The organism is Okeania sp. SIO3I5 (assembly GCF_010672085.1).
Classification (GTDB): Bacteria; Cyanobacteriota; Cyanobacteriia; order Cyanobacteriales; family Microcoleaceae; genus Trichodesmium.
In genome coordinates, this window is the sequence record NZ_JAAHHT010000019.1 from 1 (window position 1) to 24,510 (window position 24,510).

A 24,510-nucleotide genomic window follows, 5' to 3' on the forward strand; every position below is an offset into this window, starting at 1 on the left:
GTAGGGGCGAACGGCCGTTCGCCCGTACAGGAGTAATATCATGTCCTGATAATTAGTATAAATAATTAGGGAGGAGTTAGGAGTTAGGAGTTAGGAGTTAGGAGTTAGGAGTTAGGAGTTAGGAGTAAAAGGAGTCGTAGGGGCGAACGGCCGTTCGCCCGTACAGGAGTAATATCATGTCCTGATAATTAGTGATCAAAAAACTTTCTCTTCTTTATAGCTTAAAACTTCCTCTTATTCCCTCCTGACTCCTGTACGGACGTTGCTTGAGCATTAATGCGTTTTCCTAACGGAATGCTCCGCAAACATGTCGCGCAGCGTTAACGGAGTTGTGCGTTAGCTAAACGTCCCTACTTCCTGACTCCTCCATTTTTATTTATAACTATTCAACCGGACATGATATAAGAAGTAAGAAAGGAAATGAAAATGCATAAATTTTTAAATTCGTATTCATGCTTAACATATTTTAGTTGAGGAAGTAATAAATGCGATTACTGTATAACCGGATTTTATATAAGTAGGTTGTTCAATAGACATAGGCGTGAAAATGAAAAATCAAATCAATTATCATCCAGAAATTATCTATTCTTTCTTCCTGTTCCCAGATCCGCTGTTCCCAGATCCGCTGTTCCCAGATCCGCTGTTCCCTCTTTTCTAATGAAAAATCAAATCAATTATCATCCAGAAATTATCTATTCTTTCTTCCTGTTCCCATATCCGCTGTTCCCTCTTTTCTGGAGATGTCTGCTGATTATCCGAACATGATATATAGCAGTAGAAGCAAAGGTTAGGACAGTTATAAATCCTGTTTGCGGAGCATTTCCCTATAGAACCCATTTGGGATCTATGATTGGGAAGTTGGTTCGTGTGGGAGGTGTGGGAAGTTGGTTCGTGTGGGAGGTGTGGAGAGTGTAGTCCGTACAGGACTCAAAAAATATAGGGTTGTAAATATTCTAGCTCAGACAATGAATGAACAATGCCAAAACGAGCGCTCCCCTACTCCCTCTTTTCTAGAGATATCAAATGGGTTCTATAAGAAAAACCCTTTCAGAGTCTACTGTTCCCAGATCCGCTGTTCCCTATTCCCTATTCAAGTAGCGCTATAACTACTGACTAACTTTTTCTACGCTATTATCATGCTTCGTACCATTACAACTACTTTTCCCATGACCGTTAACATAAGTATTCCCCTCAAAAGATCCATTCATTTCATAACCTTCTGCCAAATCTTCAGCAGATTTACCAAATAAATTCGACTGCAAACCTTTCGCCATTACATAAAAAACAGGCACTACATACAAACTCAAAATTGTAGACACCAACATTCCCCCCATAACCGACATCCCAATAGAAACACGACTAGCAGCACCCGCACCAGAAGCAAATGCTAATGGCATTACTCCAAAAATCGTTGAAAACGCAGTCATCAAAATCGGACGAAAACGTAACCGCGACGCCTCAACTGCTGCCTTCGTAATAGACATTCCCTCTGCCAACAATTGGTTAGCAAATTCCACAATCAAAATTGAATTCTTAGTCGCCAAACCAATTAACATAATCAACCCAATCCGACTATAAACATTAATCTCCAACTGAGCTAACCACAACGCTCCAAATGCACCCAACAATGACAACGGCACTGCCAACAAAATCACAACTGGATCGATATAACTCTCAAACTGAGCTGCCAACGTCAAGAAAATAAAAATCAACGCCAACCCAAAAATATATACCGTTGCTTTATCAGCATCTCGAAACTGTGCTGACTGACCCTTTAAATCTGTACCTATAGTATCAGGCAAAATTCTATCTGCCAAATCGTATAACGCTTGCAACGCCTCACCTAAACTAACTCCTGGTGCCGGACTTCCTTCAATAGTTGCCGAACGAAAGCGGTTAAAATGATTAATTTCAGGAGGAGTTGTGCTTGTTTTCACAGTTACCACATTACTCAAAGGTATCATTTCCCCTTGCTCGGTTCGCACATATAGATCCTCAATATCTTGGAGATTATTCCGAAACTCATTCTCAGCTCGCACGATAACATCATAGCGCTGATTTCCTTGGGTAAAATTGGTAATATCTTCTCCCCCCATCATAATTTGTAATGTCCGAGCAATATCTTCTACCGATATCCCTAAATTAGCAGCTTGGGAACGATTGATTTCGACTGATATCTGAGGTTTATTAATTTTCAAGTCGGTGTCAATATTACCTAGTTGGGGTAACTGTTGTGCTTCATTACTGAATTCTTGAGATACTCGCGCTAACTCTTGAAAATCATTTCCCTCTAAAACAAACTGCACCGGACGACTACGACCTGTACCGGGTAATGAACCGGGATTAATTGGAAATACTCGTGCATCTGTAATGGGTGCAAATGCTCCAAACAACCGTTTGACAACTTCTTGTTGTGCTTGTTCGGGTTTATTACGTTCTGACCAAGGTTTGAGGTTAGTGAAAGCAAAAGCTCGGTTAGCTTGAGCGACTCTACCGAATCCGGTAATACTGAAATAACCTCTCATTTCTGGCACTTGAGCAAGTTTATCTTCTACTTGTCGCATGGCATTGTTAGTATATTCAACGCTTACCCCTTCTGGTGCAGTTACAGAGACAAATACCCGTCCCCTGTCTTCTGTGGGCAAAAATCCTTGAGGCAATTGTTGGAATAACCAGACTATTACCCAAAAAGATACGACAAATCCTAAAATTACTAATGGTTTGACTCCCATCAACAGACGTAATGAGCGATCGTATATTGCTGAGATGCGAGTGAGAGCGTAATCAAATAAGTCTAGGGGAATGGCAAGTATACGGGAGAGAAAATTTCTTTGTTTTTTTGGTTCCTGTTTTTTGAGAATTCGCCCTGACAATGATGGCGCTAATGTTAAAGCAACAAAGGTGGAAAATACTACTGAGACGGCAATAGTTAGAGCAAATTCATTAAATATTTGTCCGGAACTACCACCAGAAAATGCTACGGGTAAAAATACGGCAATTAAGACAACGGTTGTGGCAATGACGGCAAATACGACTTCCCGGACTCCTAATTTTGCTGCTTGCATGGGAGTTTTGCCTTCCTCTTGAATATATCGAACAATATTTTCTAAGACTACAATCGCGTCATCTACTACTAAACCTGTTGAAAGTGTCAGAGCAAATAGGGTGAGAGTGTTGATCGAAAATCCCATGAAAAACATTACCCCAAAAGCACCAATGAGGGAAACAGGAATAGTAATGGTAGGGATAAGAGTTGCTCGCCAATCTTTCAGAAATACATAGATAACTAAGACAACTAAACAAATTGCTAATAGCAAACTTTTCCAGACTTCTTTTATAGCAACTTCTACAAATGTTGAGTAGTCAACGCTGATGTTGTATTCCATTCCCTCTGGAAAATCTTTAGATAATTCTTCCATCTTAGTTTTGACACCTGTGGCAACTTCTATAATATTTGCCCCAGAAATTCTACTAATTCCCAAACCTATTGCTGGTTTGCCATTGTAACGGGCAATTGTGCGATCGCTCTCTGCTCCGATTTCTGCTCTACCAATATCTCTTAATCTTGTGAGAGAGGTATCATCATTTCGTCTGATAATCAGGTTTTCATAAGCTTCGGGAGTTTGCAAACGCCCAACTGTACGAATCGGATATTCTGTAGATTTGCCTTCTATTCTACCACTGGGAATTTCTACATTTTGTCGTCTGAGAGCTTGTTCGACATCCAGAGCGGTAATATTTCGGGCTGCCATTTTTCTAGGATTTAACCATAGTCGCATGGCGTAGCGACGTTCGCCACCGATAAAAACACTACCCACCCCATCAACAGTTTCTAAGACATTTTTGACAAATTTATCTGCATAGTTGCTTAGTTCTAATGGTGAATATTTTTCCCCAGTTAAAGCAAACCAAATAATTCTTTCTTCGTCGCTACTTCTTTTGGAAACTACTGGTGCATCAACTTCATCGGGTAGTCTTCTGATGGCGCGGGAGACACGACTACGAACATCTTGAGCTGCTGCTTCTATATCGCGACTCAGTTCAAATTCAACGTTTATGGAACTGGAACCTTCCCTAGTGCTGGATGTCAGAGTTTTGACGCCTTCGACGCCATTAATTTCTGCTTCTAGAATTTCTGTTACTTCTGTTTCTACTACTTCTGGGTTAGCTCCTGGGTAGGTAGTTCGCACGCTGACTACTGGGGGGTCAATAGTAGGAAATTCTTGTACTGGTAACTGAGTATAACCTACTAATCCGACTAGGATAATTAGTAGAGAACACACTGAGGCAAATACTGGTCTTTTGATGAAAAAATTGGTAAACATTGGTGGAATTTAGAATTTAGAATTTAGAATTTAGAATTTAGAATTCAAGAATGTTAAAAGTCAAAAGTAATATTTTGACCGTGACTAAGTGGGAAAATCTGATTACATCTTACAGCCTTTTTTTGAAGTCAAAATTCAAGAGTAATATTTTGACTGCGATTAAATGATAAAACCTGATGCTATCTTAACTGCTAATATTAAATCCGCTTGCTTTAAAGTGTACAATAAACCGGCTTTGTGGGAGGTAGATGTTAGTATGATCGGGCATTTAAAACAAGGAGGCTATACCTTAACCAGGCACCTCGGTTTGACAGAAGCTCAACTTGCTAATAGAATAGCAAATGAAGGATTAAGGATTCCTTCTTAAGTGACTAAATAGAGATTTATTAAATGACGACAAGCCAATATAATATTAATGACTTAATACGAGATTACTTGCATCTTGTTGAGAAAGCACTAGAAAACGAAAGCATAAAAAAATTAATAGAAGAAACTCGTGAAGCAATTGACTATTTGCGTGAAAAGATCAAAATAGCAGGAGAAAAAGGATATGAATTTATTGCAAAAAACTGTGTAGAAACTATTTTTAATCCTTCTCTTAATGACGAAGAAATGAAGAAACTCCTGAAGTTTATTAATATCTTTAATATCAATGTTTGGAAAGGATTATGCATAACATTAGTCATTATTTCTGGTGTAATAATAGGTTGCCTAGGAGTAGTTAGTGGTTTACTATGCATAGCGATCGAATTAATGTGGTGTGGTAAAGTAGCTGGAATAGGTTGCATGGGAATTGGTCATCTATTAGAAAAAAATCCTGTCCCTGATGACATTAAGCTAATATTAATGATATGGGCAAGAGCAGCTACAGCAACCGATTCAGTTTCAGAGGGTCAAGTAGCAATAGCTAGAGATACTGATGTTTCCTATAAGATTGATATTGAAAGCATAGCAAGTTGTGTTCTAGTAAAAGTTGAAACAAAAATTGGCGCTAAAACTACAGTAAAAGTATTTAGTCAATTAGGAGGAAAACTAATTCTAAAAAAAGGAATACTTAAAGGAGGAACGAAACTAGGTACAAAAATTGGATGTCTTGCACTAAGTTTAGCAACATCTAAGGTACTTACTAAATTAACGGCAAAACTAGGACCAATGATGATTCCTATTCTTGCAAGCTTTGCTTGTGCAGGTGTTAATTTATCGTTAATAATAGGTGTTCTTGAGTCTGCGGATAAGTTTTATCGTCACAATTACGTTGTCTTGAGCGATGAAGCTGCTAAAGAGTTAGATTTATTTGATATGTCTGCCAATCTATTAACTGGTCTATTAACTGACAATCTAATTGAAGGTTGGAACAGTGAAGACCTTGATAATATAAGTCAAGACTTTGATAATACTAAGTAACAATATACTGCGAGTGGGTTAGGGTTTCTGGGTATGCGGCGTATGGGGCGATCGCTTGCTAGTACTGCGGTAAGAATTAGTCTACTACTTTCAGATTTATTCAGCAAACCCTAAGTAGGATTTGCCGATTAACTATCAAGGTATTGACAGATAAAGATTTTAGCCTTTTTGGGTTAAAAAAGTTCAAGCTTTTCAGTCCACAGAGCTGCAAAAAGTTAGCATTTTAGGCAGATCAAGGCAAAAAATTACTCCCCTACTCTCCTACTCAACTTAAGAAGATTTGTATTACTATAAATATTGGTACGATTCCTAAAAGTATTAGTATAATAAAGATACTCATAAGGTGTGGTAATCTATGAATAACCTCCAAACCAAATTATCAACAGATGTGTGGGTTACAGCTACTTGGGATGAGTACATCCAAACTCTTCGGGAACAAGAAGAGACTAAATGCTATTATCACAATGGACAACTAAGAATTGAAATGGCTCCTCAAGGTTACGACCATTCTTATGATAATTTCTCTATCGGATATGCCGTGGCTTTATTCAGTGGTATCAAAGGTATTCCCTTAGTAGGACTTACTAACTGCTCTTTCCGAAAAATTGGTGAAAGAGAAGCCCAACCAGACCTAGCATTCTACATTGGTGAAAATGCAGAAACTATTCCCCCAGATACAACTATTGTCGATCTAGATGTTTATCCACCTCCCGATCTAGTAATTGAAATTGCCAAAACATCTTTTGCTGATGATATTGGCAGTAAGCGAATGCTCTATGAAAAACTAAACTGTAGTGAATATTGGGTGGTAAATGTAGTTTATGCTCAACTAATTGCTTTTGCCATTGCCTCTGGTGGAAGTAGAGCGATCGCTAAATCACAAGTTTTACCTCCATTACCTTTTAGTTTACTTGAAGAAGCGTTGCGTCGATGTCGAACAACAGGTAGGAGTCAGATATATGCTTGGTTAATTAGCCAAATTCAGAATCTTAGGGAATAGGGGGAAATAATGGATAATTGATAATGGATAATTGATAATTACTTAGAGTTGAAAATTTTTCTACTATTGAAAAACTTTCACCCTTTTTATATCTCAAAGAAATAGTTTACTTTTTGTCAAAAGCTTGGCTAACTAATTCATGACCAATTAAAAATATTATCCATTAATAAATAGCTAGCAATTTTTAATTATTTATAATGGATAATTGATAATTATTTAGAGTTGAAAATTTTTCTACTATTGAAAAACTTTCACCCTTTTTATATCTCAAAGAAATAGTTTACTTTTTGTCAAAAGCTTGGCTAACTAATTCATGACCAATTAAAAATATTATCCATTGGTAAATAGCTAGCAATTTTTAATTATTTATGATGGATAATGGATAATTGATAATTATTGAGAGTTGAAAATTTTTGTACTATTGAAAAACTTTCACCCTTTTTATATCTCAAAGAAATAGTTTACTTTTTGTCAAAAGTTTAGTCAACTAATTCATGATCAATTAAAAAGATTATCCATTGGTAAATAGCTAGCAATTTTTAATGATTTATGAAAGAAATAATCAACAATATTTTAACTCACCTAGGTCAGGTTCAACTACCTCCTCCATCATATTTTGATTCTCTTCAAACTTACACCGTTAAGAAAGTATCAGATGCCGACACATTTAATGTTGTTGCTAATGACTCTGATGCAGAAATGACCGTCCGTTTTGTTTATATTGATACTCCAGAAACTCCTAAAGGATGGGGAGATTCAAAAGTAGAAAAAATGAATCGTAAATATGAAAATCAAATATATCGTAGTCAATTTGAATGGGGAGAAAAAGGCAAAAATAGACTCCAAGAATTAGTTGAAAAAAGTGGAAATCAAGTCAAAGTTAAAGTTACTGGAGAAGAAAAACGAGCCGGGCGATCGCCTCGTTGTTTTGGTGAGGTTTATTTACTAGATGGTACTTTTGTTCAGCACGTTTTAGTACAAGAAGGTTTGGCTAGAATTTATTACGATTATATTAGTGAATGTCCTAGAGAAATTGCAATTATGTTGTTTTTGGCAGAAGCTGATGCTGAGATAAATCAGCGGGGAATATGGCAAGAATTTCAATCAGAATTTATTTCACCTTGGTTATTTCGTTCCCTCAAGAAAAAACAAAATAATTTTCTTAAAGATATAGGTCGAGAATTGAAAGGTGGTTCAATTACTGAAGCTGAATTTGAAACTAAATTCGAGTCGAAATTAAAGCAACAAAATGAGATTTTATCGACTGTTTTTGCAGAATTGAAAAATGGTTTAATTACTCAACCTAAGTTTGAGGATAAATGCAAAGAAGAACTAAATAATTTATTTGCAGAATAAATTATATTTTTTGGTTAAAATATGAGCTATAGCAATCCTATTTTACTCGTGTCAAAAATTTAGTTGCTTTTAGGAAACAGGTAACAGTTCAATAATTGATAATTGATAATTACCTCTCCGTAAGATTGAATAAAAGGAAATTTTTTTTGTTTCTCCTTGTTACATGAGAGGCTTTATACCTTTATTTTTTGGTAAGATTTTCAATTTTTTTATCTACTTTTTAATTTGTCACAACCTATTTAGGATTGCTCTATAATTTTGCAGCAAAATATTAAATTTAATAGTCGATAACTTAGGTTTGAAACTCGGCAAAAAGAGCCTCAAATCATTTCGCAATTATGCAGTGAAAATTTGTTCTAAAAATTTGATTAAAAATGAAAAATTTATTCTCTTGGAAACTTCCCCTATCTGAAGCTGATTTTGCAGAATTATGGGAAAAAGCAACTTTTGTTTTCGATACAAATTTTTTATTAGATTTCTATCGGGTATCAAGTTCTACATCAGATGATTATTTCCGAATATTGGAACATATCAAAGATAGAATATGGCTACCTTATCAAGTAGCAGATGAATTCTTTGAGCGTCGTGAGAAAATTATAAATGACGAGAAAAAATCTTTTCAGAATGCTATATCAATAGTTGAGGATTGGAAAAAAGAACGAAAGAATTTTAATAGTCTTAAAGGTAGAATTTCACAGGTAGGAAGAATCGTTTTTTCAGAAATAGAAGTTCTGTTTGATCAACAGGAAAGTTATTTTGATGCAGTTGACGAAGTAACAAAAGTATTGAGAGAAAAAATCGAAATACTAGAAAAGAATCATTATAGCAGTTTTCAGTAGGCGTGAGGTACATTAATGATCCCCCTAAATCCCCCTTAAAAAGGGGGACTTCCAGTTCCCCCCTTCTCAAGGGGGGTTAGGGGGGATCTCCAGAGCTGTACCTCACTAGCTTGGGAAATGCTATATTTACCTCAAGCTGATGAAGATAAAATTCTAGAAAAAATAGACTCGCTGTTTGATTCAAAGGTAGGAAAACCCTATGATGATGAAACTTTAGAAAAATTATATAAGGAGGGTGAGACTAGGTTTAATAAATTAATACCTCCTGGTTTTGAAGATAAAAAAAAGGAAGGTAACAAAAAGTACGGAGATTTTATCCTGTGGAAACAAATTTTAGATTTTGCCAAGGAAAATTCTCTACCTATAATTTTTATTATTAGGGAGAAAAAACCAGATTGGTGGAATAAGAAAAATGGTGAAATAATTTCTCCTCGTATAGAACTGAGACGTGAGTTTCAAGAAAACGTTAAACAACAATTTTGGATGTATACTCCTGAGAATTTTCTGAAATGCGCTAAAGAGAAATTTCAGCTTGATATTAATCCTCGTTCAATTGAAGAAACTAATCAAATTGCTGATGCTGAATCTACTGATAAAGTTAATATGCCTGACACTACTATATTATCTAAAGTAATAGAACAGCAGAGTCAGCTCTCAAAAAATTTTGCAGAAACAATGGAGAATATTAATTTCAATAAAGTAATAGAGCAGCAGAATCAGCTCTCAAAAAATTTTGCAAAAACAATGCAGAATATTAATTTCGATCAAGTAATAGAACAGCAGAATCAGCTCTCAAAAAATATTTCGGATACAATACAGAATGTTAATTTCGATCAAGTAATAGAACAGCAGAATCAGCTCTCAAAAAATATTTCGGATAATACAGAATATTAATTTCGATAAAGCAATAGAACCGTATAATCAGCTCTCAAAAAATATTTCGGATAATACAGAATATTAATTTCGATAAAGCAATAGAACCGTATAATCAGCTCTCAAAAAATATTTCGGATAATACAGAATATTAATTTCGATATGCCAAATTGAGGAATTGCAAAAAATAAAAAATCAGAGCAGAATGAGCAACCCAAAAATCAGGATTAGAAAAATATTTATTCCCTAATTTACAACCTTAGTTTTTGATTCTTTCTCAAACAAAACCTTTCTTTCAAACTATTTCTGTAGAGATATATTTTCATCTCTACAGAAATCATCAAACTTAAAAAATCAACTATCTATTAACCTCTAAGTTTCTCAGACCAAACACGAGTCGGCAAACCCCAGATATGAATAAATCCTTCTGCCGCTTTATGGTCAAACTCATCCTCCGCACCATAAGTCGCCAAGTCAAAACTATACAAAGAATTGCCAGACTTACGACCCACAACCATCGCATTACCCTTAAACAACTTCACCCTTACAACACCACTCACCCTTTCCTGGGTCTGCTGAATAAAAGCATCCAACGCACCCTTCAACGGACTAAACCACAAACCGTTATAAACCAACTGACTATAAGTCTCCTCAATACCCCGTTTATAACGAGTCACATCAGCAGTTAAAGTCAAACTCTCTAAATCTCGATGTCCTTGAATTAACACCCACATTGCCGGAGACTCATAAATTTCTCTCGACTTAATCCCCACCAGACGGTTTTCAATCATGTCAATTCGACCAATACCATGATTTCCTACTATCTGATTAAGTTTACCTATCAACTCAATACCACCCATCCCTTGACCATTGAGACTAACAGGAATTCCTTTCTCAAAACCAATCTCTATATATTCCGGTTCGTTAGGAGTATCGGCGATCGCCTTGGTCATTCCATAAACTTCTTCTGGGGGTTCTACCCAAGGGTCTTCCAACTCACCAGCTTCGATCGCCATCCCCAATAAATTTTTATCTATACTATAAGGAGAAGATTTTTTCACCGGAGCCGGAATGCCATAGTTTTCACCATAAGCAATAGCCTCTTCCCGACTCATTCCCCACTCCCGCGCCGGAGCCAGAATCTTAATTTGAGGATTTAGTGCAGCAATCGCAACGTCAAATCTTACTTGGTCATTACCTTTTCCCGTACAACCATGGGCAATAGCATCAGCACCATATTTTTCTGCCGCCTCTACTAATATTTTGGCAATTAAAGGTCGAGCTAATGCTGTTGCTAGAGGGTAGCGATTTTCATACAGAGCATTTGCTTGAATGGCGGGAAAAGCATATTCTTTAATTAGAGGTTCAATAACATCTATGACCAGAGATTCTACTGCCCCAGAATCTAATGCTTTTTTCTGGACTGCTTTTAATTCGTCTCCTTGACCCAAATCTGCTGCTAGGGTAATTACTTCTTTTACTCCCCATTCATTTTTCAGATAAGGGATACAAACGGAGGTATCTACTCCCCCAGAATAAGCTAGGACAACTTTAGTGGCACGACTCATATTTTTCTTGAGAAATTAATGACTGAGTTATTATTATCAGACCAAATTTGTACCTTTATTGTGAGTTAAAGTACAGATTTTTGGTCATAATAAAAGTCTGATTGATAAATCAAAACTATATCCGGTTTAAATGGCACCTTTATTAGGAGGGAAAGGTAGGAGGTAGTAGGCAAGAGGCAAGAGGATTAGAGGATATTTGGAAAAAGTCGCTTTTGATAAGCGGATATAGCTGAAGTTAGAAGTCAGAAGTTAAATTCGCAGCATGGACTATATTTGAGGATTTGAGAATGTCCGCTGTAGGAACAACCCAAAATTTTTCTGATTTGAATTTTCAATTCTCATTTTGCCGAGACTTGATACTAAATCTCAGACGTTATAGTTTTGAGTCGGAAGTCTTAAAGAGCATCTGTTTGCCTCAGCCTCAGAAATTCAATTATCGGAAAAACCACAAAATTTTCTGCTAATTGAATTTTCAATTCTCATTTTGCCGAGACTTGAGACTAAATCTCAAACGTTATAGTTTTTGAGTAGGAAGTTGAACATATTATCTGTTTGTCTCAGCCTCAGAAATTCAATACTCGGAAAAACCACAAAATTTTCTGCTAATTGAATTTTGGATTCTAATTTTTCGAGACTTGAGCCTAAATCTCAGACGTTATAGTTTTAAGTAGGAAGTCTCAAAGAGCATCTGTTTGTCTCAGTCTCAGAAATTCAATGATTAGAAAAACCACAAAATTTTCTGCTAATTAAATTTTGGATTCTAATTTTTCGAGACTTGAGCCTAAATCTCAGACGTTATAGTTTTAAGTAGGAAGTCTCAAAGAGCATCTGTCTGTCTCAGCCTCAGAAATTCAATTACAGGAAAAACCACAAAATTTTCTGCTAATTGAATTTTGGATTCTAATTTTTCGAGACTTGAGCCTAAATCTCAGACGTTATAGTTTTAAGTAGGAAGTCTCAAAGAGCATCTGTCTGTCTCAGCCTCAGAAATTCAATTACAGGAAAAACCACAAAATTTTCTGCTAATTGAATTTTGGATTCTAATTTTTCGAGACTTGAGCCTAAATCTCAGACGTTATAGTTTTGAGTAGGAGGTCTCAAAGAGCATCTGTTTGCCTCAGCCTCAGAAATTCAATTACAGGAAAAACCACAAAATTTTCTGCTAATTGAATTTTGGATTCTAATTTTTCGAGGCTTGAGTCTAAATCTCAGACGTTATAGTTTTGAGTAGGAGGTCTCAAAGAGCATCTGTTTGCCTCAGCCTCAGAAATTCAATTACAGGAAAAACCACAAATTTTTTTGATTTTTCAATTTGGAATTGAGATTTTACTCAAACTCTACTCTAAATCTCCAACGTTATGTTTTTCAGTATAATTATTCCCACCTATAATCGCTTACCAATTTTAGAAAAATGCCTCCGTGCCTTAGAAAATCAAACTTATGAACAACCCATAACTCAATATGAAGTAATAGTTGTCGATGATGGTTCAACAGATGATACCATCCCCTGGCTAGAAGCTAATGCCACAGAATTTCCCCATCTCCAACTTTTCGCTCAGTCTCACCAAGGACCAGCAGCAGCTAGAAATTTAGGAGTTGAGGCAGCCAAAGGAGATTTTATCATTTTTATAGACAGTGACTTAGTAGTAACACATAACTTTCTTCAAGCTCATGCAAATACTTTAGTCAAATCTGGAAAAAAATCAAATCCCATATTTACTTATGGCAGAGTAATTAATACTTGTAATTTTGATTTTCCCACTTCAGAACCTTATAAATTGACAGATTTTTCAGCAGCCTTTTTTGCCACAGGAAATGTAGCGATCGCTCGTCATTGGTTAATTGAAGCCGGATTATTCGATCCTGATTTTCAACAGTATGGTTGGGAAGATTTAGAGTTAGGCATTAGGTTAAAAAAATTAGGATTAAAATTGATTAAATCCCCAGAAGCTGTAGGTTATCATTGGCATCCCCCATTTTCTTTACAGCAATTACCAAGAATGATTGAAAGAGAAATTCAAAGAGGAAAAATGGGAGTTTTGTTTTATCAAAAACATCCGAAATGGGAAGTCAAAATGATGATTCAAATGACTTGGATACATAGATTATTGTGGGGATGTTTGTCATTAGGTGGGAGATTAAATGAAAAAACAATGGCTGTTTTTTTGCAATGGTTAATTGACAGAGGCAAATCACAGTTAGCTTTAGAAATTTCTCGGATATTTTTAAATTGGTATAATGTCAATGCTGTTTATGCTGCTTATGCCAATATCGAGCCGAAAAGTTAATCTTTAACATCGGGTAGATATTTTCCAGATATTTTTATGTAATGGTAGAGAAAATTCTATTACTCAAAAGTCAATTGAATATTTTATACCAATTCCCAAAAATAACGTCATACTTGCTCAAGACTTCAGTTATTAATAGACATCTCCAATAATCAAAAATAAAATAAATTATCGCGCAGAAATAATCAATTTTTTCCCCTACTCCCTACTTCCTACTCTTGAGATAACCATAGTTAATATAGTCACACTATAATGATTGAACCTGATTTTCCTCATATTATGCTTACCTTTGAATATAAAGGTTGGAAGGTTGAAATTGACCAAGGTGAAATGAATGGATATGCTACTTATGCAGTTTGGGCTAATCATAAATTAGGTTGTGTTGTAGCAGTACCTTATGCTTCTTCTCGAAAAGAGGCAGTTACACGTGCCAAGCAATGGATTGATAGTCGAAATAAGAAGAACAAAGTTTAGATTATTTATATCTTTTGGAGTAATGAAATATACTTGTTTTTCTTGTTTTGTTTTCTCTTCACTGCTCTTTCTTAAGTTACCTCCTAAAACCTATAACTTTCTACTTCTCTGAGAAACCCTATAGATGAGATGAAGTATAATACCAATTCCCAAAAATAATACAAGACCTTCCTAAAAACTTCAGTTATTAAGTAATAAGTAAGTAATACCAATTTCATAAACTTAAAACTTCACTTGTAAAAATATCCATCAAGCTTGAAATCTAATATATCAAGTTATGTGTAGTCTGACTTTAGGAAATTGGTATAAGAGCAATGTTTTCAACGATTCGTTTCCAAAGAGCAAAGATATCTTGTTCAATCTAACCCTACTCCCTACTCCCTACTCCCTAATAACTTAAATAATTACTGAATTATTTATCTTACCGAAAAATTTTGGTTTAAAGCCTTCCCTTTTAAGGGGATAATAAATAAAAATTTTCCTTTTAGTCAATCCTCTTCTTTTCAAGGAGAGGTAATTATTAATTATTAATTATTCATTATTAATTGTTGAATTACCTTCTTTAAAAGCCATAATTCTAATTCTTTTGTAATCAGCTATCCATTTACCTTTATTAAATAGATGAGGCCGCAATCTATTTTGGATATCATCAATAATAATATTTTGCTTTTTTTCAGGAACCCCTTTAAAAAAACAAGTAGCAAACATCTTAATCCAATTATGTAGACCATATTCTCCATCTTCAAGTTTAGTTGGTCTTTCTAATAAAGTTGCAAAAGTCAATAAAAAACCTTCTGATTCTAAGAGAGTAGCATATTCTCCGATACTAGGAAAATACCAAGGATTAAGCTGTTTATTACTGCCATAACCAGCAGCATCTAAAGCTTCATAAATACCACTAATAATTGTTTTAATATTACCTTTTCCTCCAAATTCTGTAACGAAGCGACCTCCTGGTTTTAGTACACGCCAAATATTAGTTATAACTTTTTTTTGTTCTTGAATCCAATGAAGTGTTGCATTAGAAAATACTGCATCAAATGTTTCTTTAAACTCAATGTTAACTCCATCTCCCACTAAAAACTTAATATCTGGATAACAACGGTTTGCTTGCTCAATCATAGTAGGAGCATTATCAATTCCTATAACTTTTGCTCCTTTTGCAGTAATTTTATAAGTTAAATGACCTGTACCACAACCAAGGTCAAGAATTTTTTCTCCACTTTGGGGACTGAGCAACTCTAATAAATCTATTGCCAAGTTAGAAACAAAAGAATGTTTACTCTCATAAAGTTCTACATTCCACTGATTGACAGATACATTTGGGAAGTTGTTAGTTGTATTATTTTCCATAGTGTTATCAAGAGTAACTTATTCAATGAATTATACTTGAATACAAGCTATAATTTGTTAAGTAAAAAGTCAAAAGTTAAAAGTAAGACTTGAGTGATGAGTTTAGATAATTTTAATTAGATAAATGAGTAATAATACCTGGGATTTAATCAAAAGTCAGATTTGAGTGATAAGTGCAGATAGTTTTAATTATAAAAAATTATTTTTGCTCTTGATATATTGCTAAACATTTGGACTGAAAGAAAGATTTTCAGTAGAACTATTTACACTTAAGACTATATGTTTTGTATATTGGTCTACTAATTTTCAAGTTTTGCGCATGCTAATTTTTTTCTTGCTTTGTAATAATTATTTGACTGAGGTTTAACTTTATAATAAGGCATATTCTCTGAAAGAGGCTGATTATTTAAGAGATTGAATGTATCAGAAAATATAAAAAGGAGATAAGGAACAGGTAACAGGGAATAGGGAATAGGGAATAGGGAGGAAGAAATAGGGAGGAAGAAATAAACATAAATATTTGTCGCTTAAAAAGTCTCGGAATATATGTACTGAATACTTTTTTATCTACGAAATTTCAATCTCTTGAAGTATTAGCGCTTTTAGATTTTAGCCACAAGTGATGCTCTCTTAATATTTATTTTACAAACAGTCTCTGGTTTGTATATTAATTTGCTTGGAATCAAAAACAATTTTGCGCTAATTAATCAATACATTCTGTCAGAATATTTTGATAAATATGTTATTCAGGAGTATACCTTATGACAGGTAGCGAAGTAGGTGCGGATTTGTGGGTAAGCGAGTATATCACACCTTGGGATATTTATGTTCATGGCCTTACTAAGGTACTTGCCTACAAAAAAACTGCCTATCAAGAAATGTACATTGTAGAAACAGGTATTTATGGTAAGGCACTGGTTCTTGATGGTAAATGGCAGTCTTGTACAGGGGATGAATTTTTATACCATGAACCCCTGGTGCATCCTGCTATGATTTGTCATGGATTTCCTAGTAAGATTCTTGTTCTTGGTGGTGGTGAGGGAGCTACTATTCGCGAAGTTTTGCGTTGGCAAAGTGTGGAAAAAGTGGCCATGGTTGATATTGATGGAGAAGTGGTGGAAGCTTGTCGGCAATATTTGCCAGAGATGCATACTAATGCTTTTGATGACCCTCGCCTCCACTTGGTCATTGGTGATGCTTTAGAATTTTTGGATACTTCTAGTGAGAGTTGGGATGTGGTTATCTCTGATCCTTCCGATCCTATTGAAGAGGGACCATCATTTCAATTGTTTACAAAGGACTATTTTGAAAAAATTCTGCGGTTACTTACCCCAGGAGGATTTTTTGTTGTGCAGGCAGGTCCAGTTTCTCCTGGAGAAATGAAACTTCATGCTCGAATTATCAATACAATGAAGGCGGTATTTCCTTATGTCCAATCCTATAGTAGTCATGTTCCTACCTATGGACGACCTTGGGGTTTTGTACTAGGTTCTAGGAAGATGATTAATAGTCGCCCTGAACCAGAAATAGTTGATCAACTTCTAAGAGAAAAAACTATTGGTGGGTTCCGAATGTTGGATGGCACTACCTTATTAGGAATGTTACAAGTACCTAAATATTTGCGAGAAGCGATCGCCACTGAAACAAGAGTTTATACAATAACCGAACCTCCAAAATTTTTCGGTAAAGGTGCTGCTAAGATTTGAAGTTATATGAAGTAAGGAAGAATCAAGAAGCAAGAAGGTTAATGATTGATACTTCCTTGTTTCGACTATTCTATAATTCCTGACATTTGTGGCTAATGCCATACACTGAAAAAATAATAGTTTAACAATTACAGGAGTAACTAAAATGAGTGCCTTGATTCGGATTCTAATTGCTATACCCCTATCACCTTTGGCTGTTTTCTTAACAGTTGGTTTTGGTGGTGCCTTTTGGATTAATTTGATTCTATATTTGTTTGGTGTTTTTCCTGGCACTATTCATGGTATTTGGGTTATTGCCAAGCATGATAATTAAGTAAGTTAGGCAATTAAAATAGGGGTGGATTTAGAATTTAGAATGCAGAATGTAGAATGCAGAATGCAGAATTATTAAATTCTAAATTCATTTTTTTGATTAATTATATGTATTTAAGAAAACATGATATGATAAAATAGTATTTTTACTAAAAGCAAGATAATAATGCAAATAGTTAATTCTGAAATATCAATACAAAAAACTAGCTCCTCACGGCTTAAGCAACAAGATATAAATAATATTCCTTTTGGGAAAGTATTTAGCGACCATATGTTAGTTGCTACCTATGCAGATGATAGTTGGCAGGAAGTTAAAATTGTTCCCTATGGCAATATTGTAATGTCTCCTTCTATGTCAGCTCTGCATTATGGTCAGGCAGTTTTTGAAGGTTTAAAAGCTTATATAAATCCTGAAGGAAAACCTTTATTATTTCGCCCACAAGCTAATTATAAAAGAATCAACGAATCAGCTTTTCGATTATGTATGCCATCTATTCCTGAAGAAATTTTTATGGATGGTTTAAAGGAATTAATTAGACTAGATGCTGATTGGATTCCTACTCAATCAGATAGTGTTTTATATATTCGACCTATTTATTTTGCCACAGATGAATCTGTTGGCCTCAAACCAGCAAAAAGTTATAAATTTATTATTATTACTTGCCCTGTAGGTGCTTATTATTCGGAACCAGTTAAGTTAATTGTTACAGATAAGTATGTCCGAGCTTGTGAAGGTGGAACTGGTGCAGCTAAATGTGCTGGTAATTATGCTGGTAGTTTGTTAGCAGATAAAGAGGCTAAACAACAAGGTTATGATAATGTTTTATGGTTGGATGGAAAGGAGAAAAAATATATTGAAGAATGTGGCACAATGAATGTGGCTTTTGTGATTAATGATGTTGTTATTACTCCTAAATTGACAGGAACTATATTACCAGGAATTACTAGAGATAGTGTACTAACTTTATTTAGAGATATGGGTGTTAAAGTTGAGGAAAGATTAATCTCTATTGATGAAGTAGCAAAGGCTTATAAAGTGGGAAATCTTTCTGAAGCATTTGGTATGGGTACTGCTGCTACAATTGCTCATATTTCTACTATTAATTATCAAGGTGAAGATATGATTTTACCTCCTGTTAATGAACGAAAGTATGCTTCTCAAGTTTTGCAAAAATTAGAAGATATTAAAACTGGTAAAGTTACTGAACCCTATGGTTGGGTTTGTCAACTTTAAACTATTAGACTTCTCCGAAAAAGAGGGAGTAGGGAGTAGGGAGTAGGAGAAAATAATTGATTTAATTTTTAATTATCGGAAATATCTATTAGGTGTTGGATTAGTTTTGGGATGATATAGAAACTTAAAATTCTGAATTGAACGACTAAGATCAAATTCTCAATATGAAACTGATAAAGATAAATGGCAGGAGGTCGAAAAAGTTGCCCCTAAATTAATATCTATGTATCAAAAAAAGAAGATATATAGATATATCTGAAATTCTAATAACAGGAAATCAAGCTTTGTGAAAAATGGTCGAATTTACTAAATTATCTGATAAATATTTTTTGATAGCTTTTCAAAAAATAAAAAGATGGATCTGGGAGATTTTAGATGATGCCTGATCAGCAAATAACCTCAGGAACAGTAGAAGCAATTAATCAAAAAATCAAGTTAATTAAAAGCAAAAATTATGGGTTAACTAACTTGGAAAACTTTAAAATAAGGAATTTACTAAATTACTATTTTCGCTCTTTATTTTTTCATATTTAGTATAGGAGAATAATAAAAAATTAAGGCAATGTAATTGGGTGGTTTTTGCTGTTTTTTTTATGTTGGCGATTGCTAAAAACGGCTTTACCGGACTGAAATTAGTGGGAATAATTTCAGAAAATAATCCTATATTTGACTATATTTGATGCAGGATTGTAACCGAAAAATATGAGGTATTTGATACTGCTTTGACATTTATTTTACTGATATATTCTATACTTAGGGTTTGCTGAAAAAGTATGCATGGGTTCGCGTAGGATTCAGAAGTCAGGAGTCAGAATAAATGGGAATGAGCGAGGAGGTAGGAGTAAGAATTGTTCCTCAATTTTTCTGTTTTTGTCTGCCCAAAATACGCTCATTTTTGAACCTAAAAAACCTAAAAGCTTGGATTTTTTCAAGACCTAAAAATGCTGAAATTTTTACCTGAAAATAATTTGATATTTAATCATCAAACCCTACTTAATTCAATATTTTAGGAGCATGAAAAGCACGCATTTTAATAATGAGTCTGACTATGATATTACTGTAAAATTAAACTGAATTGAAATAAAACCTAATTTTAAATTAATGGTCAAACAGGACAATTTTAAATCAATACTCTCTATTTTTAAAGTGCCTGGGGGATTAGTAGCAGGTGCAACGTATCATTTTCGTGTTTTAATAATTTTTGTTAAAAATCCCAAATTAATCAGTTATATAATTGTTCCGATTTTTATTAATATTTTAGTTGGAATCATTCTTTATATTGGTTTACTCCTGCCGGGAATTAATTTGACTGAAACTATCTTTAATAGTTTATCTTTGCAGTTCGATAGTCTTATTGCTCAATTACCAAATTGGTTGAATTTTTTAAGCTATTTAGATAATATTTTAGATTGGTTTATTGAGTTCTTTATATTTATAATATTGTTGATCATAATTGGATTTTTGTTAGTACAATTTGGAGTGATTCTCGGTTCGCCTTTTTATGGTCAACTTTCTGAACAATTAGAAAAAATTAGAACGGGTACATTGCCTGAAGCTCCTCCAGGATTATTAGGAGGCATTAAAGATATTTGGCGAGCAATACTTTTTGAGCTAAAAAAAATTGCATTACTGTTAGTAATAGGTTTGCCTATGTTGTTACTAAACTTTTTTCCTGGAGGATCTTTAGTCGCAACTATTGGCGGTATAGCCTTAACAACTTCTATTGTTTGTCTTGATTTTTTTGATGGACCTTTGGAGAGAAGAAAATTAAAATTTCGAGAGAAGTTAACAGTGGTGCGTCGTAGCTTACCAGCGAGTGCCACTTTTGGGTTAATTTGTCAAGTCTTAATTACTCTTCCTATAATTAATTTTTTAGGTATTCCGGTATGTGTAGCAGCAGGTACTTTATTTTGTTGCGATCGCGTACTACCAAAATTACTACCAAATAATAAAACTTGAAGTTAGTTTTAGGTAGTACCTTTCAATAATCGATAATTGATAATTGATAATTACCTCTCCCTAAAAGGGAGAGGCTTTAAACCTTAATTATTCGGTAAGATTCTCAATCTAGTTTCTCCAATTGTGGCTGAATTTAGACTGGATGGAAACCAAGTTCATTACCTCGATCAAGGAACTAAAAATTAAAAATCAGAAATCCCCAGTCTTTTATTTGAACATAGGGTAAGGTTAGGATTATAGGAAAATCTTGACATACTCCCGACGTTGTGCTTAAACAACCAAGCGGGATTCTTCAGCTTGAAAAATCCTAGCTGCTGTTTTGACAGAGGTTATGTCCTCCCCCTGTGGTAAAATACCGTAGGTGGGGATTATTTGGAAAGACTTTCCAGTATTGTAAAGTTTTGCCGAATCAATAGAAAGATCTAGAAATCTATCAACTTTTATCCATCTTTGACAAAGAAAAGGTTTATTAGATATAATAGTGCCTTACGGGTGTAAAACATAAACTTGCCAACAGCCATTGACCTAATTTTAAATGGGTGAAAATCCTTTCTAGCGGAGGAAGACATAAGTCTATAGCCTCCCTCGTAGTTAAACCTATAAATCTAGAAAAGCAGAAGNTACTCTGTCTAACTTTAGTCGGAGGTACTGATAAGTGATAACTTGATAACTGATAATTGAAATGGCCTCACTTCAGAATTATTGTTGATTACCCAAAAAATCTAATGTACACAACCATACAAATCATATATATCTGCATCTGTAATTTTTACTGGCACAATAGACCCTAATCTGGCCTCCCCTTGAGCATAAACTAGCCCATCTACTTCTGGAGAAAACCTGGCCGATCTACCAATTAACTCTCCTGTTTGAGGATTTTCTTGTTCAATTAGCACATCAACTACTTGGCCAACTGATTTTTGATTCTGTTGCCAAGATATGGACTGTTGCACTTCCATAATTTCTTCCCGGCGAGCATCCATCACTGCTTGGGACAACTGATTGGGCAAACTATAAGCAGGGGTTCCCTCTTCTGGAGAGAAAGTAAACACACCAACATGATCGAACTCGTGACGCTTGACAAATTTTACTAAATGTGCATGATGCTCTTCCGTTTCACCAGGGAAGCCTACTATAAAAGTTGTCCGCAACACGGCATTAGGCATAGATGCTTTAATTCTTTGGATTATATCATCATTAACCTGACCTTGCCAAGGTCTATTCATGGCCCTGAGAATTTCGGGATGAGAATGTTGTAGGGGTAAGTCAAGATAGGGTAAAACGTTGGGAGTTTCTTGGATGGCGGTTATGACTTTGGGTGTTAAACCGGTGGGATAAGCATAGTGCATTCTAATCCAGGGTATATCAATTTGTCCCAAGGCGCGGAGTAGTTCGGCCAGTTTTGGTTGGCCATAAATATCGACTCCATAATTAGTGGTTATTTGGGAGATAAGGATGATTTCTTTAACGCCCTGGTTAGCTAGTTCTTGGACTTCGGCGACAATAGATTCTATGGTGCGCGATCGCTGATTTCCCCGCAGATGAGGAATTATACAGAAGGCGCAACGGTAGTCACATCCTTCTGCTATTCGGACATAGGCAACGCCTTCGGATGTTGTACGGTAACGGGGGGTAGTTTCGTCAGCGATGTAAGTGGGTTCAGCAGTGACTTCTTGGACGCGATCGCCTTTTTGGACTCGTTGCATCACATCTACTATTTTATGATAATCACCAGTCCCCACGAGTGCTACTGCTTCTGGCAACTCCGCGAGTAATTCTTGTTGAAAATGTTGTGCCATGCAACCGGCGATGACTATTTTTTTATTAGCTTCAGCTAATTCTACCAAAGTACGGACAGATTCTTCTCTAGCAGTTTGGATAAAACTACAGGTATTAACAACCACATAATCTGCTAATTCTTCGTTAGCATCTACTTCATAACCAGCTTTTGCGAGTAAACCGATCATATGTTCAGTATCAATGCGATTTTTTTCGCATCCCAGGTGACTAAATGCAATGGTAGGTTTTGTAGACATTTTAGTTATGGATTTTTATAAGCAACAGTCTTTGAATATAGCATATTTATTCAGGATTAAAGTTTTCATATATATATGGAAAATACTATAGTTTTTTGAGGCAAAAGCTATAGCGGGAGAAAATCTTTATTTTGACTGTTAAATGTTTGAACAATTTTAGTGAGGAGATTTGGTTAAGTGCTATCTATCATTAGCGACTCTTTGAAAATTAGATCGCTTAATTAATGACAGTTTATCGGTAAGCATTCTGCAGTCAGCTATTAGCTATCAGCTATTAATTTTGGGGAAGGTAAAAGCCACCTTTGAAATTGAGACATCATCAAAAGTTACTGGCAAAGTATCCTTCCCCAACCTGAGAAGTAATTATTCATTACTAATTGCTGAAGTCCTGACTGCTAAGAGCTGAATGTTTACATTTATCGACGACTATTAATTTCAGCTAGGATTGTTTCAATTTGATTTTTTATTCGTGTAAGTTGCTGTCTTTTTTCGGTAATTATATTTTTCTGTGACTCTAATTGTTCCTGAGTTTCTTGGTGAGCTTTTTCTTCTTGTTCAAGGAGATTTTCGGAAATCAATATTGCCTGCTCAATCACTTTACTTGCTGATTTAAACTGACAAGAGAAAACCTCAGCAATATTTTCACAAATCGGTAAGCATTCAACCATCAGCTATTAATTTTGGGGAAGGTAAAAGCCACCTTTGAAATTGAGACATCATCAAAAGTTACTGGCAAAGTCTCCTTCTCCAACCTGAGAAGTAATGAATAATTACTAATTGCTGAAGTGCTGACTGCTAATAACTGAATGCTTACGTTGCTAGACTACTATTAATCTCAGGTAGGATTGTTTCAATTTGATTTTTTATTCGTGTAAGTTGCTGTTTTTTTTCGGCAATTATATTTTTCTGTGACTCTAATTGTTCCTGAGTTTCTTGGTGAGCTTTTTCTTCTTGTTCGAGGAGATTTTCGGAAATCAATATTGCCGGCTCAATCACTTGACTTGCTGATTTAAACTGACAAGAGAAAACCTCAGCAATATTTTCAGAAATCGGTAAGCATTCAGCCGTCAGTTATTAGCTATCAACTATTAATTTTGGGAAAGGTAAAAGCCACCTTTGAAATTGAGACATCATCAAAAGTTACTGCCAAAGTTCCCTTCCCCAACCTGAGAAGTAATGAATAATTACTAATTGCTGAAGTGCTAACTGCTCAGAGCTGAATGCTTAGGTTGCTCGACTCTTATTAATTTCAGCTAGAATTGTTTCAATTTGATTTTTTATGCGTATAAGTTGCTGTTTTTTTTCGGCAATTATATTTTTCTGTGACTCTAATTGCTCCTGAGTTTTTTAGTGAGCTTTTTCTTCTGGTTCGAGGAGATTTTCGGAAATCAATATTCCCTGCTCAATCACTTGACTTGCTGATTTAAACTGACAAGAGAAAACCTCCGCAATATTTTCACAAATCGGTAAGCATTCAACCATCAGCTATTAATTTTGGGGAAGGTAAAAACAACCTTTGAAATTGAGACATCATCAAAAGTTACTGCCAAAGTCTCCTTCCCCAACCTGAGAAGTAATTATTCATTACTAATTGCTGAAGTCCTGACTGCTAAGAGCTGAATGCTTACGTTCTCGACGACTATTAATTTCAGCTAGGATTGTTTCAATTTGATTTTTTATTTCTTTAAGTTACTGTCTTTTTTCGGTAATTATATTTTTCTGTGAATCTAATTGTTCCTGAGTTTCTTGGTGCGCTTTTTCTTCTTGTTCGAGGAGATTTTCG

The 24,510-nt window shown here is 35.0% G+C and carries 20 protein-coding genes; 13 read left to right on the forward strand and 7 right to left on the reverse strand.

The annotated features are described in order from the left end of the window. Nucleotides 1-1,106: 1,106 nt before the first annotated feature. On the reverse strand, nt 1,107-4,325 hold the full coding sequence (locus tag F6K40_RS06790; RefSeq protein ID WP_293133206.1) for an efflux RND transporter permease subunit: 3,219 nt from the start codon (nt 4,323-4,325) through the stop codon (nt 1,107-1,109). A 217-nt stretch (nt 4,326-4,542) separates the two neighbouring features. On the opposite strand from F6K40_RS06790, the gene F6K40_RS06795 reads away from it, so the two are divergent. The 6 genes from F6K40_RS06795 to F6K40_RS06820 all read left to right on the forward strand — a co-directional run bounded on the left by F6K40_RS06795 (nt 4,543) and on the right by F6K40_RS06820 (nt 9,818). After that, nucleotides 4,543-4,692: a hypothetical protein gene (locus F6K40_RS06795; RefSeq protein WP_293133209.1), complete on the forward strand. Its 150-nt coding sequence runs from the start codon at nt 4,543-4,545 to the stop codon at nt 4,690-4,692. Between the two features lie 23 nt (nt 4,693-4,715). After that, complete coding sequence (locus F6K40_RS06800; protein WP_293133211.1) at nt 4,716-5,729, forward strand: hypothetical protein; 1,014 nt, start codon at nt 4,716-4,718, stop codon at nt 5,727-5,729. 355 nt (nt 5,730-6,084) lie between these two features. Beyond that, nucleotides 6,085-6,729 carry a Uma2 family endonuclease gene (locus F6K40_RS06805; protein WP_293133213.1) on the forward strand — a complete coding sequence of 215 codons (645 nt, stop codon included), beginning with the start codon at nt 6,085-6,087 and terminating at the stop codon, nt 6,727-6,729. Nucleotides 6,730-7,278: 549 nt separating this feature from the next. Then, nucleotides 7,279-8,085: a thermonuclease family protein gene (locus tag F6K40_RS06810; RefSeq protein ID WP_293133216.1), complete on the forward strand. Its 807-nt coding sequence runs from the start codon at nt 7,279-7,281 to the stop codon at nt 8,083-8,085. Nucleotides 8,086-8,459: 374 nt separating this feature from the next. Further along, complete coding sequence (locus F6K40_RS06815; RefSeq protein WP_293133219.1) at nt 8,460-8,924, forward strand: PIN-like domain-containing protein; 465 nt, start codon at nt 8,460-8,462, stop codon at nt 8,922-8,924. Nucleotides 8,925-9,041: 117 nt separating this feature from the next. Continuing rightward, complete coding sequence (locus tag F6K40_RS06820) at nt 9,042-9,818, forward strand: PIN-like domain-containing protein (protein WP_293133222.1); 777 nt, start codon at nt 9,042-9,044, stop codon at nt 9,816-9,818. A 344-nt stretch (nt 9,819-10,162) separates the two neighbouring features. Here the strand turns inward: F6K40_RS06820 and F6K40_RS06825 are convergent, their stop codons facing one another. Continuing rightward, entirely contained in the window at nt 10,163-11,365 is a 1,203-nt protein-coding gene (locus F6K40_RS06825) for an argininosuccinate synthase (RefSeq protein WP_293133225.1), read from the reverse strand. Nucleotides 11,366-12,723: 1,358 nt separating this feature from the next. Here F6K40_RS06825 and F6K40_RS06830 point away from each other — a divergent pair. Then, on the forward strand, nt 12,724-13,653 hold the full coding sequence (locus F6K40_RS06830; protein WP_293133228.1) for a glycosyltransferase family 2 protein: 930 nt from the start codon (nt 12,724-12,726) through the stop codon (nt 13,651-13,653). Nucleotides 13,654-13,932: 279 nt separating this feature from the next. Continuing rightward, a complete protein-coding gene (locus F6K40_RS06835; protein WP_293133231.1) occupies nt 13,933-14,127 on the forward strand; it encodes a hypothetical protein in 195 nt (64 codons plus the stop codon). A gap of 531 nt (nt 14,128-14,658) precedes the next feature. Here F6K40_RS06835 and F6K40_RS06840 read toward each other — a convergent pair. Next, nucleotides 14,659-15,480: a class I SAM-dependent methyltransferase gene (locus tag F6K40_RS06840; RefSeq protein WP_293133234.1), complete on the reverse strand. Its 822-nt coding sequence runs from the start codon at nt 15,478-15,480 to the stop codon at nt 14,659-14,661. Between the two features lie 761 nt (nt 15,481-16,241). Between F6K40_RS06840 and F6K40_RS06845 the strand changes: the two genes are divergently transcribed. From F6K40_RS06845 to F6K40_RS06860, 5 genes are all read left to right on the forward strand, one after another. Continuing rightward, on the forward strand, nt 16,242-17,186 hold the full coding sequence (locus F6K40_RS06845; protein ID WP_293133237.1) for a spermine/spermidine synthase domain-containing protein: 945 nt from the start codon (nt 16,242-16,244) through the stop codon (nt 17,184-17,186). A 145-nt stretch (nt 17,187-17,331) separates the two neighbouring features. Next, on the forward strand, nt 17,332-17,499 hold the full coding sequence (locus F6K40_RS06850) for a YqaE/Pmp3 family membrane protein (RefSeq protein ID WP_293133240.1): 168 nt from the start codon (nt 17,332-17,334) through the stop codon (nt 17,497-17,499). Between the two features lie 165 nt (nt 17,500-17,664). Next, a complete protein-coding gene (locus F6K40_RS06855; protein WP_293133242.1) occupies nt 17,665-18,732 on the forward strand; it encodes a branched-chain amino acid aminotransferase in 1,068 nt (355 codons plus the stop codon). Nucleotides 18,733-19,110: 378 nt separating this feature from the next. Further along, entirely contained in the window at nt 19,111-19,266 is a 156-nt protein-coding gene (locus F6K40_RS40665) for a transposase (protein ID WP_365670514.1), read from the forward strand. Nucleotides 19,267-19,878: 612 nt separating this feature from the next. Further along, nucleotides 19,879-20,691: an EI24 domain-containing protein gene (locus F6K40_RS06860; protein WP_293133245.1), complete on the forward strand. Its 813-nt coding sequence runs from the start codon at nt 19,879-19,881 to the stop codon at nt 20,689-20,691. Between the two features lie 722 nt (nt 20,692-21,413). On the opposite strand, the gene rimO is transcribed toward F6K40_RS06860, so the two are convergent. The 4 genes from rimO to F6K40_RS06880 form a co-directional block, all read right to left on the reverse strand. Beyond that, nucleotides 21,414-22,727, reverse strand: a complete 1,314-nt coding sequence (gene rimO, locus F6K40_RS06865) for a 30S ribosomal protein S12 methylthiotransferase RimO (protein ID WP_293133248.1) — start codon at nt 22,725-22,727, stop codon at nt 21,414-21,416. A 416-nt stretch (nt 22,728-23,143) separates the two neighbouring features. Continuing rightward, nucleotides 23,144-23,395 (reverse strand): hypothetical protein, encoded by a 252-nt coding sequence (locus F6K40_RS06870; protein ID WP_293133251.1) that lies wholly within the window; start codon nt 23,393-23,395, stop codon nt 23,144-23,146. 142 nt (nt 23,396-23,537) lie between these two features. Further along, nucleotides 23,538-23,723, reverse strand: a complete 186-nt coding sequence (locus F6K40_RS06875) for a hypothetical protein (protein ID WP_293133254.1) — start codon at nt 23,721-23,723, stop codon at nt 23,538-23,540. 351 nt (nt 23,724-24,074) lie between these two features. Next, on the reverse strand, nt 24,075-24,209 hold the full coding sequence (locus F6K40_RS06880) for a hypothetical protein (protein WP_293133257.1): 135 nt from the start codon (nt 24,207-24,209) through the stop codon (nt 24,075-24,077). Nucleotides 24,210-24,510: the final 301 nt, after the last annotated feature.